The 14,475-nt window shown below is 36.1% G+C and carries 16 protein-coding genes; 10 read left to right on the top strand and 6 right to left on the bottom strand.

What is annotated here, in order from left to right; translation table 11 throughout:
* Positions 1 to 25: 25 nt before the first annotated feature.
* The 3 genes from WG932_RS04140 to WG932_RS04130 all read right to left on the bottom strand — a co-directional run bounded on the left by WG932_RS04140 (position 26) and on the right by WG932_RS04130 (position 5,278).
* The gene (locus WG932_RS04140) at positions 26 to 3,487 is read right to left on the bottom strand and encodes a SusC/RagA family TonB-linked outer membrane protein (protein ID WP_483087062.1); all 3,462 of its coding nucleotides are present in this window, start codon (positions 3,485 to 3,487) and stop codon (positions 26 to 28) included.
* Positions 3,488 to 3,526: 39 nt separating this feature from the next.
* Entirely contained in the window at positions 3,527 to 4,561 is a 1,035-nt protein-coding gene (locus WG932_RS04135) for a FecR family protein (protein ID WP_483087061.1), read from the bottom strand.
* A 129-nt stretch (positions 4,562 to 4,690) separates the two neighbouring features.
* The gene (locus WG932_RS04130) at positions 4,691 to 5,278 is read right to left on the bottom strand and encodes an RNA polymerase sigma factor (protein ID WP_483087060.1); all 588 of its coding nucleotides are present in this window, start codon (positions 5,276 to 5,278) and stop codon (positions 4,691 to 4,693) included.
* Between the two features lie 512 nt (positions 5,279 to 5,790).
* Here WG932_RS04130 and WG932_RS04125 point away from each other — a divergent pair.
* The 10 genes from WG932_RS04125 (at position 5,791) to WG932_RS04080 (ending at position 11,225) form a co-directional block, all read left to right on the top strand.
* Positions 5,791 to 6,030 carry a MoaD/ThiS family protein gene (locus WG932_RS04125; RefSeq protein ID WP_242067692.1) on the top strand — a complete coding sequence of 80 codons (240 nt, stop codon included), beginning with the start codon at positions 5,791 to 5,793 and terminating at the stop codon, positions 6,028 to 6,030.
* 19 nt (positions 6,031 to 6,049) lie between these two features.
* Positions 6,050 to 6,445: a molybdenum cofactor biosynthesis protein MoaE gene (locus WG932_RS04120; protein WP_483087059.1), complete on the top strand. Its 396-nt coding sequence runs from the start codon at positions 6,050 to 6,052 to the stop codon at positions 6,443 to 6,445.
* Positions 6,446 to 6,481: 36 nt separating this feature from the next.
* Entirely contained in the window at positions 6,482 to 6,838 is a 357-nt protein-coding gene (locus WG932_RS04115) for a radical SAM protein (RefSeq protein ID WP_483087058.1), read from the top strand.
* 121 nt (positions 6,839 to 6,959) lie between these two features.
* On the top strand, positions 6,960 to 7,469 hold the full coding sequence (locus tag WG932_RS04110; protein WP_483087057.1) for a GTP 3',8-cyclase MoaA family protein: 510 nt from the start codon (positions 6,960 to 6,962) through the stop codon (positions 7,467 to 7,469).
* 28 nt (positions 7,470 to 7,497) lie between these two features.
* A complete protein-coding gene (locus WG932_RS04105; protein ID WP_483087056.1) occupies positions 7,498 to 8,694 on the top strand; it encodes a molybdopterin molybdotransferase MoeA in 1,197 nt (398 codons plus the stop codon).
* A gap of 4 nt (positions 8,695 to 8,698) precedes the next feature.
* Positions 8,699 to 9,628, top strand: coding sequence for an XdhC family protein (locus WG932_RS04100; RefSeq protein ID WP_483087055.1), 930 nt, complete (start codon positions 8,699 to 8,701; stop codon positions 9,626 to 9,628).
* Complete coding sequence (locus WG932_RS04095; protein WP_483087054.1) at positions 9,628 to 9,846, top strand: XdhC family protein; 219 nt, start codon at positions 9,628 to 9,630, stop codon at positions 9,844 to 9,846. Before WG932_RS04100 ends, WG932_RS04095 begins: the two co-directional genes overlap by 1 nt.
* Before the next feature lie 93 nt (positions 9,847 to 9,939).
* A complete protein-coding gene (locus WG932_RS04090) occupies positions 9,940 to 10,308 on the top strand; it encodes a hypothetical protein (RefSeq protein ID WP_483087053.1) in 369 nt (122 codons plus the stop codon).
* Positions 10,309 to 10,359: 51 nt separating this feature from the next.
* Complete coding sequence (locus WG932_RS04085; protein ID WP_483087052.1) at positions 10,360 to 10,557, top strand: hypothetical protein; 198 nt, start codon at positions 10,360 to 10,362, stop codon at positions 10,555 to 10,557.
* Positions 10,530 to 11,225: a helix-turn-helix domain-containing protein gene (locus WG932_RS04080; RefSeq protein ID WP_483087051.1), complete on the top strand. Its 696-nt coding sequence runs from the start codon at positions 10,530 to 10,532 to the stop codon at positions 11,223 to 11,225. Before WG932_RS04085 ends, WG932_RS04080 begins: the two co-directional genes overlap by 28 nt.
* 125 nt (positions 11,226 to 11,350) lie before the next feature.
* Here WG932_RS04080 and WG932_RS04075 read toward each other — a convergent pair whose 3' ends face one another.
* The 3 genes from WG932_RS04075 to WG932_RS04065 all read right to left on the bottom strand — a co-directional run bounded on the left by WG932_RS04075 (position 11,351) and on the right by WG932_RS04065 (position 13,930).
* The gene (locus tag WG932_RS04075) at positions 11,351 to 12,376 is read right to left on the bottom strand and encodes a cytochrome-c peroxidase (RefSeq protein ID WP_483087050.1); all 1,026 of its coding nucleotides are present in this window, start codon (positions 12,374 to 12,376) and stop codon (positions 11,351 to 11,353) included.
* A 36-nt stretch (positions 12,377 to 12,412) separates the two neighbouring features.
* A complete protein-coding gene (locus tag WG932_RS04070; RefSeq protein WP_014022104.1) occupies positions 12,413 to 13,255 on the bottom strand; it encodes an MbnP family protein in 843 nt (280 codons plus the stop codon).
* A 303-nt stretch (positions 13,256 to 13,558) separates the two neighbouring features.
* Positions 13,559 to 13,930: a hypothetical protein gene (locus tag WG932_RS04065; RefSeq protein ID WP_149393174.1), complete on the bottom strand. Its 372-nt coding sequence runs from the start codon at positions 13,928 to 13,930 to the stop codon at positions 13,559 to 13,561.
* Between the last annotated feature and the right edge of the window lie 545 nt (positions 13,931 to 14,475).

Genomic DNA, 14,475 nt, shown 5'->3' with positions numbered 1-14,475 from the left:
CATTTTATTGGTTCACGCAAAGTCATTAAAACTTCACATTCAGATTAAAACCAATACTTCTGGTAACCGGCAAACCGGTAGCTTCCAAACCTGCCATATTATCTGAGATAATGCCATTTTGGTCCGGATGGATATGAGGTACCCATTTCTTTATTACCGCAACATTGTTTGAAACAACGTTAAATCTTAACCCTTTGATAAAGTTATTTTGTGGAATCAAGCTGCTTAGGTCATAACCCAAGGTCAATTGACGCAACTGCCAGGAACCTGCATTGAATACAGACTGCTCAGACATTCTTCCGGAACGGATCGTTTCATAATAAGTCTGTACAGGGGCTTGAGCTGTATTGATTTCTCCATTTGGGTTTACTCCATCCCCAACAACATAACCTTGCTCTCTTCCAATAAGTGTGGCTTTGTCTAAACCGTGCCTATATGCATTGGTATGAGTACCTGAAATCATTTTATGGCCCAATTTAAAATCGATTAAGAATGAGAAACTAAGTTTTTTATAGTTAAAACTATTTGTAAAACCTCCAACCCACACCGGAATTGCAGAGCCAAAGTTTAATTGCTCATTTGATCTTAATGGTCTCCCACTATTAGGGTCAAAAACTTGTCTTCCTTGTTCATCTCTAAGGTATCCCCAACCGTAAAGTTGAGCCATTGGTTTACCTACTTCCTGTCTTAATTCACCATGAAATTCTGCAAGACCTACGGTAATAAAAGACCCATCCACATCATCACCAAGACTTAAAACTTTGGATTGATTATAGGAAGCGTTAGCTCCAAAATTCCACTCAAAATCAGCTGTTTTTATGGGTGAAATATTTGCATACATTTCCACTCCTTTGTTCTCGCTTTCTCCCACATTGATGAGCTGATTTACATAGCCAGAACCATTAGAAATTTGCGCCTGCAATATTTGATCAGAAGAGAGTTTATCATAATAAGAAACTTCAAAACGAAGATTATCAAACAAGGTCATTTCCAAACCAATCTCTTTTTCTCTAACCCTCATTGGTCTCAAATTGGAATTGGGCACCACTGAACCACTTACACTACCAACAGGCTGAGCCACTCCATTAGAATTGGGAAATTGCTGCTGATTGATATTGTAAAACAGATTGTTGGCATAAGGTTGCACATCGGTATCACTTCCAACTTCAGCATAAGCCACTCTAATTTTACCAAAAGTCATCCAATTAGGCAGGTTTTCAAATGCTTGAGAGAAGACAAAACTACCTGTGATCGAAGGGTAAACAATACTTCTATTGGCAGGAGAGAGTGTAGAAAACCAATCGTTCCTTACCGTACCATTTAGATACAAATAACCCTTCCAAGATAATTCTGTGCTACCATATAAGGAGTTCACTTGCCTTTCAGAAATGCTGTAATTGGTAGTTATTTTACTTGCATTTCCAATGGTATAAAGATCTCTGGTATAGAAGTTTTCTCCCAATAGGGTGTTTACATCTAATTTACGGTACATTTGATTACCTCCAAGGTTAACCATTAAGCCAAAGTCCCCAAAAGATTTGTTCATCCCCAACAAGAAATCTGTATTGACCTCCCTGAATCTTCTGATGTCCTGGACATATTGACCATTAACAAAACCTGGAGGTGGAGAAGATTGTCTTTGAGAACCTGTTGGTAAATTGTATTCTGAATCTCTGGAATAAAAATCTTGGCCAAACCTACCTTGAACATAGAGCCAATCTGTAATATCGTACCTAGCAGTAATATTTCCGTAAACCCTATCTCTAATATTGTTTTCGAACCTAGAAAGGGCAAAATAGGGATTGGTTCTATTTGTAAACCTTGAGTAAGGAAATTCATCCCCATTTTCATCAAATGCATATTGCTCTAAAAGGTCTAAGGGCATCGTACTTGCCAAGGTATAGATGACAACAGGACTAAAATCCTGTTCTGCTATATTTGGAGGATTGATTCTATCCTCCTTGGAGTAATTAATGTTCCCGGAAACAGTTAGCTTGTTGATGTTTTGGGTAAATCCCAAATTAATTGTTTTTCGATTGTAATTGGAGCCAGGTAAGATGGCCTTACTGTCCATATTTGCTACTGATAAGCTAAAGCCACCATTTTCTCCTCCTGAGGATAAAGTAACTGTATTAGACAGGGTTGAACCATTTCTATAGTAATCTCTAATCTTATTGGGTTGAGCAGTATAAGGAACTTCTATTCCATCAAATAATATCTGAGTCATTCCGGGCTCAATTTTTTCTCCAAAACTCCATACCCCCGAAACCGGTCGGGCTGAAGTAGGTCTTAAACCACCTTCACCTTGCCCATATTCATATTGATAATCAGTAAAATCAAGGGGCGTGTCATTGGTATAATTGGTATTAAGCTCTATTTGAATTCCTGAACCAGAAGCCCTATTTCGAGTGGTAATCATTATCACACCATCCTTAGCCCTTGCCCCATATAATGCAGAAGCCGCAGCACCTTTCAATACAGACATCGATGTGATATCATCAGGGTTGATACTACTCAATCCATCTCCACTATCAGATCTCCTGTTACTTCCCACCTCAGAAACATCCCCACTGACACCAAAATTGGTGTTATCAATTGGAACACCATTAACCACAATAAGAGGGCTATTATTTCCTCCAAAAGAAGATACCCCTCGAATCCTAATTTTACTACTGCCCTGAGGTCCTGATCCCATGGAAGATATATTTACCCCTGCAACTTTCCCTTGAAGTGAATTGATGAAATTTGGGGTTCTGTTGATGGTCATTTCCTCTGATTCTACAGTAGAGGTTGCATAACCTAAACTTTTGGCCTCCCTCTTAATACCTAAAGCAGTTACCACTACTTCTTCCAAGCCGGCGATGTTCTCCTCAAGGGTCACATTAATAATAGACCTCGAATTGATTTGGATTCTTTGGGTGGTGAATCCTATATAGGACACCATCAATTCTCCATCTTCAGGAACAGTTAACGAAAAATTCCCATCAATATCCGTTATGGTGCCCACTGTGGTTCCGATAACTGATATGGCAGCGCCGGGAATAGGTTCACCGGATTTATCCGTTACCTTGCCTTTTACATTAATATCAGCTCGTTCCAGAACAATTTCAACCTTATTCTGATCTTGATTTTCACCTAAATACTTGACACTAATATTGTTGTTAACCTGCTTGAAATGAAGGTTTTTTAGCCGCGCCAGTTCCTTCAGTATGTCTGCAACCGTTCCCTTACTTCTATCTAGGGTAAGTACTTCAGAATCTTTTACTGCCTGATCTGTGTAGAAAAAACGATAATCTGTCTTACTTTCTATATTTCCTAAAAGATCTTTCAAATTTCCTTCAAGAAAATCCATCCTAATCTTTACATCTTCAATACTCTTGGCGGTATTTGCAGCTGATGTAGGCAGCACGGTGATTATGCTTAATAACCCAACGATAAGTATCCTATACTTTAGGCTATTAAACTTGTTAAATAAAACATGTTTCATGGAATTTTGGGTATTGGTTAGAAATAATTTTAGTACTACTTATTCATTCATATTCATGGTATTTATAGTTACTTGGTTCTTGTTTATATCAAAATTGAAGTTTAAGGCATGCCCCAATACTTTTAAGACATTTGTCAGATACGTGTTTTTTTGGAAATCTCCATTGCATTTTTCTTTGGGAATATCCCCCTCAATGGTAATTTCAACTCCGTACCAGTTCTCCAATTTTTTCACTACTCTTTCAAAACTTTCATCATTGAAATGTAGAACACCTTCTTTCCAAGGCGCGATTTTCTTGGGATCTATATTGTATTTTATCATTTCCTCCTTGCCTGTAGGTATATTGCTTGCCTCTCCCGGAGATAATATTAATTCTTCACCAGAACTGCCATTTAAAATTCTTAATGACCCTGTGGCCAATCCGATTTCAACTGATTCCGGAAATAGGGAATTCACATTAAAGGAAGTACCTAATACTTCTGTTTTAATATTGGAGGCTTCTACTGTAAAAGGATGATCTTTGTCACTAAAAACTTCAAAAAATGCTTCTCCTTTTAAAATTACTTGTCGGTTAATTGCAAAGTTTTCGGGGTATTTAATTTCACTTCCTGAATTTAAGTACACCCATGAACTATCGGGTAATAAAATCTTTGATTTAATTCCTTGCGGATTGGATTTACTAAGCCATACAATATCCTTCTCAACTTTACTTTCTTGCATCAAACGGTCGGGCCAGAAATCAATGGTCTTAAAAACCATCAATAATGCCATCAAGCAAGCAGCATATTTGAAAATTGATTTAAATGCAGCAATTTTTGAGGGATAAAAGCGATTAAAAAAATCCTTATCATTAGTGGAAGGTAAATCTATGTGGGACTTAGAACTTGGAGCCTTTGAAAACTGTGTTTTTTTTACTGATTTTATTTCTTCCTCTTCTGCCCAAGTTGCTTTCAAGAGCTTTTGATAGCAACTTTTACCAAGGTCACTTTCTAGAAAATTCAAAAATTCAATCACTTCCTTTTTCGAAAGTTTGCCTTCATGAAAATCTTGCCATTTTTTGGTGAAGTTATCCATCTAAAACCAATTGTTTATATGGTATATATCCTTATCTACCCACTTTTACTTATGTCAAATATTAATTTTACATTATATTTAATTTTACATGACAAAATTTATAAAATCATAAACCTTTTTAAGGTCGAATTAATAAATAAACAATATTAAAAGCATTTCATAAGGTATTAATTCATTGGAAATAAATTGTTTTTTAAGCTTTTTTGTGGCTTTGTACAATTGATTTTCAACAGTTCTTTTGGAGATTTGTAACTTTTCCGCAATTTCATCGGATGTCAAATGTTCAGAAAATCTAAGGGATATAACTTCTTTTTGTCCTTTGGGGAGGGCAGCTATTGCTTTGTTTGAAAATGACTTTATTTCTTCAAATAGAATGTGCTCCTCTGTGCTATTGTCTGCCCTATTTAAAAAATGAATATTGTATTTCTGATAAGCAATTTCCAAGGCCTGCTTTTTAGAACGTTTGAAAATTCTGGTCTTCATAAGGGTTAATAAATAAGCATTGAATGACAAAGTACTGTCAAGTTTTGCTCTTTTTTCCCATACTTTTAGAAACACTTCTTGCACCACCTCTTCTGAATCTTGCTGATTTAAATACATTTTCCGGCAAGTATTAAGAATTTTGGGACCGAATAGTTTGTACAACTTATTATAGGCTTTTTGATCTCCGGTCTGCAATAAGCCTACTAGCTCAGGAACGGATAGGTTATTGTCCATTGGGTTGATATATTGGTAAATAAAACAATACAAGTAATGAATTTTTCCTGAAATACACAATTTATATTCACTCCCATTTATTTTTACAATCAATAATACTGTTGAAATAAATTTTAATAAAAGAATATTTATTTAAGAAATATTTTTATTAAAATTCTACTAAATATTTTAATTTAAACTATCGATCTAGTGGTTTTTATAAAAATCAAGGAAAGGAAAAATGCATTTAAATATATTTTATAGGCTATTAACCAAAAAGATTTCACAAAGGGAGAAAACTGATCATTGATTTTACTTTTCAGGAAAAACGGAAGGTGTAAGGACCAATCCTTTAATCCTTGAACAACATGTGATTAACACAACTAAAAGGTAGGTAAAGCATAATCCAATTAATTTTCTCCTAAGGGTATTACAGACTATATGGCAATTTTAAGAAGATTGTTCCCAATTTTTATGTTTAATCGAATGCTTATGTTTAGCTTTATCATTAGAATAAAGAAAAAACTGCAGGTATGAAAATTCAATTGTTTGGAATTTCTAAGGACATTGTAGGCGAGAGGGAATTGGCATTGCCGAAAGATCCTTCTATACAAACCGTTAGGGATTTGAAAAAATGGATATTGCAAAAGTATCCAAGAATGGGAAATCTCAGCAGTATTGGTATTGCTGTTGACTTGGAATACGCAGAGGACGACCATCCCATTGGGGAGGCAAAAGAAATAGCTTTAATACCGCCTGTAAGTGGAGGATAATATGATACACGTTAAATTGGTGGAAAAAATTATTCTTGAAGAGGTATATACCTACTTACAAGACCCTGAAGCCGGAGGCATAGACCTATTTATTGGTAGCGTAAGAAACCATGCCTTGGGAAAAAATGTTCTAAAACTGAAATTTGAAGCTTATGAACCAATGGCCATCTCAGAAATGAAAAAATTGGCACATAAGGCAATCGAGAAATGGCCCCTAAAAAAAGTATTAATTGTTCATGCTTTGGGCGAAAAACAGATTGGTGAACCAGTGGTTGTAATAGGGACCTCTTCTGCCCACCGACAAGATGCTTTTGAGTCTTGCAGGTACCTCATTGATACACTCAAAATGACTGTTCCAATTTGGAAAAAGGAATATTTCACAGACCAAACAGTATGGGTAAATGCACACCCTTAACCCTTTCAAGGTGTCAAATAATCCCATCAAATTATTATGGAACAAAAGCTAATCGACAAATACGGTAGAAAATTAGATTATTTGAGATTATCAGTGACAGATCGCTGTAATTTCAGATGCTATTATTGTATGCCGGAGGAAGGTATGAATTTTGTTCAACGAGATGACCTACTCAGCTATGAAGAACTAGATTATCTTACTAGAATATTTGTTGATCTTGGAGTAAGGAAAATTAGAATTACCGGTGGAGAACCCTTTGTTAGAAAGGGCATATTAGACTTTATCGAATTGCTTTCCAAAAATCAAAACCTTAAAGAAATAACTCTCACAAGTAATGGTTCCATTAGCAAGGCTCAAATCAACCAATTAGCCAAGTTCGGGGTAAAAAAATAAACATTTCATTAGATTCATTGGATCCTAAACGCTTTTACGAGATTACAAGAAGGGATAAATTTGAGGAAGTAATGGGTTGTATAAAAAACTTACTATCCGAAGACTTTAATGTAAAACTCAATTGTGTAATCGATGGAAAAAGAACATTGAGGACATTGTGCCATTTATCAATTTAACGAAGGATCATGCGCTTTCTGTCAGGTTTTTGGAAGAAATGCCCTTCAATGGCACTGGTAAATTTGATATTCCTGAGTGGAACTACCAAGCACTTTACAATTATATTGACTCACAATTCCCAGGTATTCAAAAAATAAGTGATGAATCCAATAGTACATCAGTCAATTATAAGGTGCCCGGTTTCAGTGGCTCTTTTGGTATTATTCCCGCTTTCAGCCGAACTTTTTGCGGTACGTGTAATAGAATTAGACTTTCTGCCACCGGTGAACTTAGAACTTGTCTTTACGGGCCACCTGTGACCAACCTGAGAGATATTTTAAGGAGTGGATGTGGAGATGACCAGCTCAAAAGTGCCATTTTAGAAGCAGTTGCCAATAAAGCGAAAGATGGTTTCGAGGCGGAAAATCAAACCTCGAACCAAGCTAAAAATTCCATGTCGTTTTTAGGAGGATAGGTTTTTCAAACCCTGACAATTTACCCCCATGATAAGTGTAAGCGAAGCCCAAGAAATACTGTCAAAATTCTCGAATAAAGGCCCCATAGAAAGGGTATCTTTTGAAAATTGTCTGAACCGATTACTGGCAGAAAATATATATGCAGATCGAGATGCTCCACCCTTCGACCGTGTCGCTATGGATGGGATAGCCATTCAAAGTGATCAGTTACAAATTCGACAACAATTTGTAATCGAAGATATACAGGCCGCAGGACAACAACAAAAAAGTCTAAATAAGCCTGAAAATTGCCTGGAAGTCATGACAGGTGCAGTTTTACCGGTTCATACAGATTGTGTCATTCCTTATGAAAAATTAACCATCAAAAATGGTGTGGCGCGATTAAATTCTACAGATCATAAAGCATTCCAGAATACGCATAAAAAAGGAATAGATGCGAAAAAAGGTGACCAATTGCTTGCCTCCGGTACTTGGATTCACCCCGGTGTAAAAGGGGTTTTAGCCACAACAGGGCACACAGAGATAAAAGTAATTCAAGTACCAAAAATAATGATCTGTTCTACAGGGGATGAATTGGTGCCTATCACTCATAATCCTTTACCCCATCAAATTAGGCGGTCAAATGTTTACATGCTTCAAGCGGCACTAAAAGACCTCAATATAGAAGCGCATACTACTCACCTACCCGATGATAAAGACCAGCTTAATGCCTCCATAGGCAAACTTTTGGAAGAATATGACTTGCTTATGTTTTCAGGAGCTGTATCCAAGGGGAAATATGATTTTCTACCCACTGTTTTTAAGGAACTAGGCATTCAAATTCATATCCATGGAGTCAAACAAAAGCCCGGGAAACCTTTTCTGTTCGGCACCATAGGTTCTAAAAGTGTTTTTGGTTTCCCAGGAAACCCTAGTTCTACCCTCGTTTGCTTCCACCTATATTTCAAATGGTGGTACAATCATTACTTGGGAATAGCTCCTAATAATAATTATGCTTACTTAAATAATGAGGTTACCTTTAAAAAGCCCCTAACCAACCATCTACTCATTAAAAGTAGTGTTGAGGATGGGAAAATTCTTGCCAACCCTGTAGCCAATTCAGGTTCAGGAGACTTGGTACACTTGGCTTTAGCAGATGGATTCCTAAGCCTTCCGGCGGAGAAAGACACATTTAAAAAGGGCGAAATATTCCCTATCACTTTTTTTCACCAAACTGGTTTATAGGTAAATGAAAGAAATTAAAGAAATCCTCAAGGCATATGATTTGGCCAAACGACACAATGAAAAAACGGCTTTGGCTACTGTTGTTAAAGTGGAAGGATCTTCTTACCGCCAACCGGGAGCTCGGATGCTTATTACAGAAAACGGTGCACTTACAGGGGCTATTTCCGGAGGATGTTTAGAAGGTGATGCTCTCAAGAAAGCCCAAATGGTAATTTTTAAGCAGCAATCTATGCTAGTCACTTATGACACCACAGATGATGACGATGCTAAATTTGGCGTAGGTTTAGGTTGCAATGGAATTATTCATATTTTGATTGAACCTATAGTGGAAAATAGGGAAAATAATCCCATTCAATTGCTCAATACTTGCACAAAAAACCGAGATCAAAAAGTGCTGGTTACCCTATTTGATATAATAAATAAAAGAGAAAGCCAACCCGGTACTGCACTTCTATTTCAGGAGAAAAGTAAGATTTACAACCAATCATTTACCCGGATAAAACCTGATGCTCAATCTTCAATTTTAAAAGCATGTTCAGCTGTTTTTTCTGACCAAAAAACTCTAATTCATCCCATTGAGCAGTCAAATTTCACTGCATTTGTGGAAAACATGCAACCCTCCATCCGCTTAAATATTATTGGTGCCGGAAATGATGTATTGCCCTTGGTAAAATTAGCCAAAGCAATGGGTTGGGAGATTACCATTGCAGATGGTAGAAGTGATTTGGTCTCTGCTACACGCTTTCCCGAGGCAATTGAGCTATTATCAGGCAAAGGTAATGAGGTAGTAAGCCAATTAAAAGTAGATCAGAAAACAGCTGTGGTTCTTATGAGTCATAATTTCAATTATGACCTGGAAATTTTAAAAGGACTATATCCATATAAATGCCCCTATATCGGAGTACTTGGTCCTAAAAAAAGCTGCTTAAATTAATGAACAAATTATCATGTCATGGTATTGTATTACAGGAAGAGGAAGAAAAATTAATTTTTGGCCCGATGGGTTTAGATCTAGGTGCAGAAAGTCCGGAAGAGATCGCCTTGTCCATCTTGGCTGAAGTGAAGGCAGTAATGAACGGAAATAAAGGTGGACATCTCAGGTCAAAGAATGGCCCGATTCACAACCATCCGACTGGTACAAGCAGGCCTTGAACAAGAATAGCTCCCTAAAGCAGTGAATGGTCCTAGAATCTAACTTAAAACTAATTTTTTATGCAATATATATTTTTTAATTTTAGGCATTAAATGAAAAGGTCCCTGTCCATATTGTTTGTAGTAATGTTTATGCTCCAAAGCACAAGCGAGTTATGGATTATGGCCTCCTTCTATGCACAAAGGGACTTTATTATAGAAAATTTGTGCGAAAATAGGTTTGAACCAATGACCATTTGTGGAGGGGTTTGTTTCCTTGATAAGCAGTTAGTCGAGAACGAAAAAGAGGAACAAAAATTACCAAATTTCAATGAAAAAGAAGTACAATTTTATTGCTCAGAATTAAACTCAATTGCTGTCAAGCAGAATTTTACAATACCAATTATCTACCCTAACATTGGCTATACTTCGGCTGCAAATATTGGATATATCCTTGCTATATTTCATCCTCCCAAAGCTTAATTTTTTCTTAATTATCATCCATCTAATTTTATTACTTAAACACTAAATTCCATGCAGGAAATGGACATTTCCTTTTGTGACATGGGCTTGTTTGGTGACGGTATTGATCATTTCTGGGTAGAAGATTTAAAGGGTTTGTTAGAGGATTATCCGATTTTGGAAAATCCTCACAAACAAGATTTCTATGTACTTCTTTTGATAAAAAAGCAGAGGGAGAAGTCATGGTTGACAACCAGAAAATTCGCCTAGATAGAAACAAAGCCGTTGTCATAAAGCCACGTAGCATCAACTATATCAGCATCAATAGGGAAGCCGAAGGAAAAATAATATGTTTTACTGAAGACTTCTTCTCCCTAAGGTACAATAACAATCAACTTTGTAAGTTTACTTTTCTAAACCAATCAGAAGGATGTTTTGTGAGGATCAAACAAACAGATTGGGAAAAGTGGGAGCTTTTATTATCGTTTATTTATAATGAATTCAGGCAGAAAAAAGGAGAATATACCCATTTATTAAGGTCATACCTCAACATTATTCTTTTCGAACTTGACCGCCAATGCCCTTATACCGGTAATCAGAAAAAGAAAGCTGCCAGCCGAAGTAAAATTCATAAATTTGAACAGTTAATAGACAAGCATTATAAGGAGCAAAAATTACCTTCATTTTACGCAGAAAAACTCAATGTAAGTGCCAACTATTTAAATCGATTGTGCAAGGAACAAACCGGATTGACCGCCGGAGACATGATAAGGAAACGGATAATTACTGAAGCAAAAAGACTATTGATCTATACGGACAATAGGATCAATGAAATTGCTTACGAATTGGGTTTTGAAAGTACTTCCTACTTTGTGACTTTCTTTAAAAAATATGATAACCACAGCCCTGAAAAGTTCAGGAAAAAATATTTGGATTGAGTCAAGACCTAAAAACAAATATTAAATGTATTGAACTACACGCGGTTTATAGGTCGAAACCAATTAGAAAGCTGAAAAGTCAGGGTTTTGCAAAAATTCCTCATCAGTAAGGGTATGTAAAAAGGCTATAATTGCCTTTTTTCTATCTCAGAAAGAGCTAAACCCACTTTACCATTGTTTTGGTACAATTTTCTGCTCGTAGTTGAAACATCTTTTATTTCTTCTGAGTAATGTTGCAAGACTTCTTCAATTCCGGAAAATCGACCATCATGCATGTAAGGGGCGCTTACCATAACATTTCTTAAAGTTGGTGTTTTGAAAGCCCCCATGTCTTTTTGCTCAAATGTAATTCTATACCTACCTTGATAGCTTAGCTCATGGGATTCATCTAAAAATCTTTCATCTATGCCATTGTTATGGAAACCATTATCTGTAAATAATTCTCCACTATGGCAACTTGAGCATTTTTCTTGAACAATAGTCAATCCTTTTAACTCAAGTTCATTGAGCTCTCCTCCACTTTCATTTCGGATGTATTTATCATACCTGGAATTGGATGAAATTAAGGTTCGTTCAAATTGAGCTAAGGCTTTGGCTACATTTTGAAAGGTAACTCCATCTTCAAATGCTTCTAAAAATAATGCTGTGTATTCAGGATCTAAAGTAAGTCTATACTCCAGATTAGCAAGGCTCATCCCCATTTCATCTGCATGTGTTAAAGGTCCAAAAGCTTGGGATTCCAGGTTTTTAGATCCCCCATCCCAAAATAAACCTTGATCCATCCAAGCCATATTGATCAATGTTGGAGAATGCCTAACGAGATTCTTACCGGAAACCCCAAAATTTCCTAGTGAAACCCCATCCGAAAAAGCTAATTGTTGATCATGACAGCTGGCACAAGAAACACTACCATCCAAAGAGAGGCCAGGATCATAAAAAAGAGTTTTGCCCAACAGCACGCCTTCATTGCTTATTGGATTATCAGGCATTAAGACAGGTGCAGGAAAATTACCGGGAACTTGTAAACCTATTAAAGTAGGAGTATTAGGTAAATCAGGAGGGTTTTCGTCGTGAATAATATCACAGGAGGCCAAAAACAGGCCTCCTGCGAATAAAATCACCAACCACTGAAAGGATTGAAATTTGAGCATCTTTAATTCTCAGTAATCAATTGAGATGTATTTAACTTATTTAAGCTCAAATTCAGCCGAAACCAGTGAAATAGCAGCAATATGGTTATTCGTTAATTTTTCCATTAATTCCGGCGTACTCGCTCCAATGAAACTGTTTTCCCATGGAGCATCTATTTCAAGGCTCTTTTCAACATCATATTCAAGATTAATAGTTGAATTGGTTTTCGAACTTATGGTAATAGGAGATTCAAATTGAACTTCTTTTTGTATGTAATAATCATTGGATCCAACTTCCCAGATAAAGCTTTTGGACTCCGGCTCATCTATAAAAACTTCCATTTCTCCGGAAATAGATGTAAAGATATAGCTTGTATGCCAATGCCAGCTAGATTTTGACATGCCATTAAGTGGGTTCAATTCACCGGATTGTAAAGAAAGGTTATCATTGTATTCCGGCGCAACCCCAATGCTAAACTTTACTCCGGAATAGTTTCCTACAGGAATTCCTGAAAGTTCAATCTCTTCACGTTTTTTGGCAGGATACACTTTATTATAACTTCCTTCTTGAATAGGAATTTCATTGGTTTCCTCTACTAGATAATGAGAGTCCGGCACGAGGAATTCCTCTCCATCTTCATTTACTAATATGACATTACTTACCCAATACCTTAAGTTTGAAAATTCATATTTTAGATCAACTTCCTCACCTCCATCAACAAATTTATAATCCATTGCTTTGTTAAGCTCGAAATCTGCATCCCCATATCGAGCATCAAGAACCAACGTAGTCTCACCCGCAGTGGCCATTTCGACTTCCTTTTCTATGTATTCTACTTCAGTTTCTGTACAAGACACAGAAGCCAAAACTAAAGATCCGATAGCTAAATATTTTTTCATTATATCTTCTTAAAATTTTAATTAAATGTTTTGTGATCGTCCTCCTTTATTATAAATGTATAACACATTGGGTTGCCTGTAGAAATAAATATTGCATTGAATAAAACTTGTTGATAAGGAATATCTAAAGCTTTAATTATCAACCAAAACAGTATTTAGGCTACAGCAAATAGGAGCTTTTATTAGGAATTTCACTGGTCATTTTAGGAACCAGCTGTAGAGGCAACTCATAAGCCATGTCCATTAAAACAATGAGCAATCTACTGCTCATGCTAATGTTCAATGACATGAATTACCATTCATTCATGCAATGGGGGGACGAAAAACAGACCGGGAATGGTTATTTCCTAAAAATAATTGTTGATAGGGCGAATAAGCCCAAAATTTAATCCTTAAATCAGGAACAAGTGAGGTTGAAAGTTCTTCAAGTTGAACAAAAAGTTGAATGCCTTTCAATTCAATCTCCGCCTTCCCTTGATCCCTTTCCTGCTCTTTTTGTAAATTCTGCATTAATACGCATTGTCCACCGCAAGAGCTATTCGGCACAAACCTGTTAATGCATTCATTTTTTATGATATACTCCCTATTTGCATAAAATGAAGCCATTATCCAAATGGACATTGATCCTTGGACTAACATTATAATGGACATCAATAGGACAGCTTTATTTTTCATTAATTGTATTTAAACCTCCTCAAGTTATTTGTTCGAGAATTTTTATATTCTCTGGACAACTAAAGGGCATGTAGTAGTTATACTTTATCTTTATCGGGGAGCAAAGTTATTGCTATAAGCTGACTTGATCGTTTATCTATTTGTGCCAATTTTTTTACTAGACCATCATGTTAGTTTCACTATTCAATTCTCTTGTTTAGGTTTACAGTACCGTTTTACCTGAATGCTCAAGTGGTATTAGTCGGAAAAATTGCCAAAACTAACTTAACCTAAGGAGAATGCGAACTTTTGGTAAAGATGTAAAATGAATAGGCTTATTTTAAATAAGTCAAAAAACAGAAATTAAAGAGAATAGTCTTGCCTACCCTCGTATTACTAAAGAAATAATAAGATTAAATACTATTCAATTTTATTTCCTTTCAATCAACCGATCTACTTCTTAAAAATAATTTAATCGAGGTAAATAACTCGATTACTAATATTAAATTATAACTATAGTGGATAAAACATTACGATTTTATTGAAATATACCAATCTTCCTACTT

It is taken from the genome of Cyclobacterium sp. SOCE241 (genome assembly GCF_056867545.1).
Note: the sequence above shows the minus strand (reverse complement) of the source record. Positions and strands in the feature narration are given on the sequence as shown.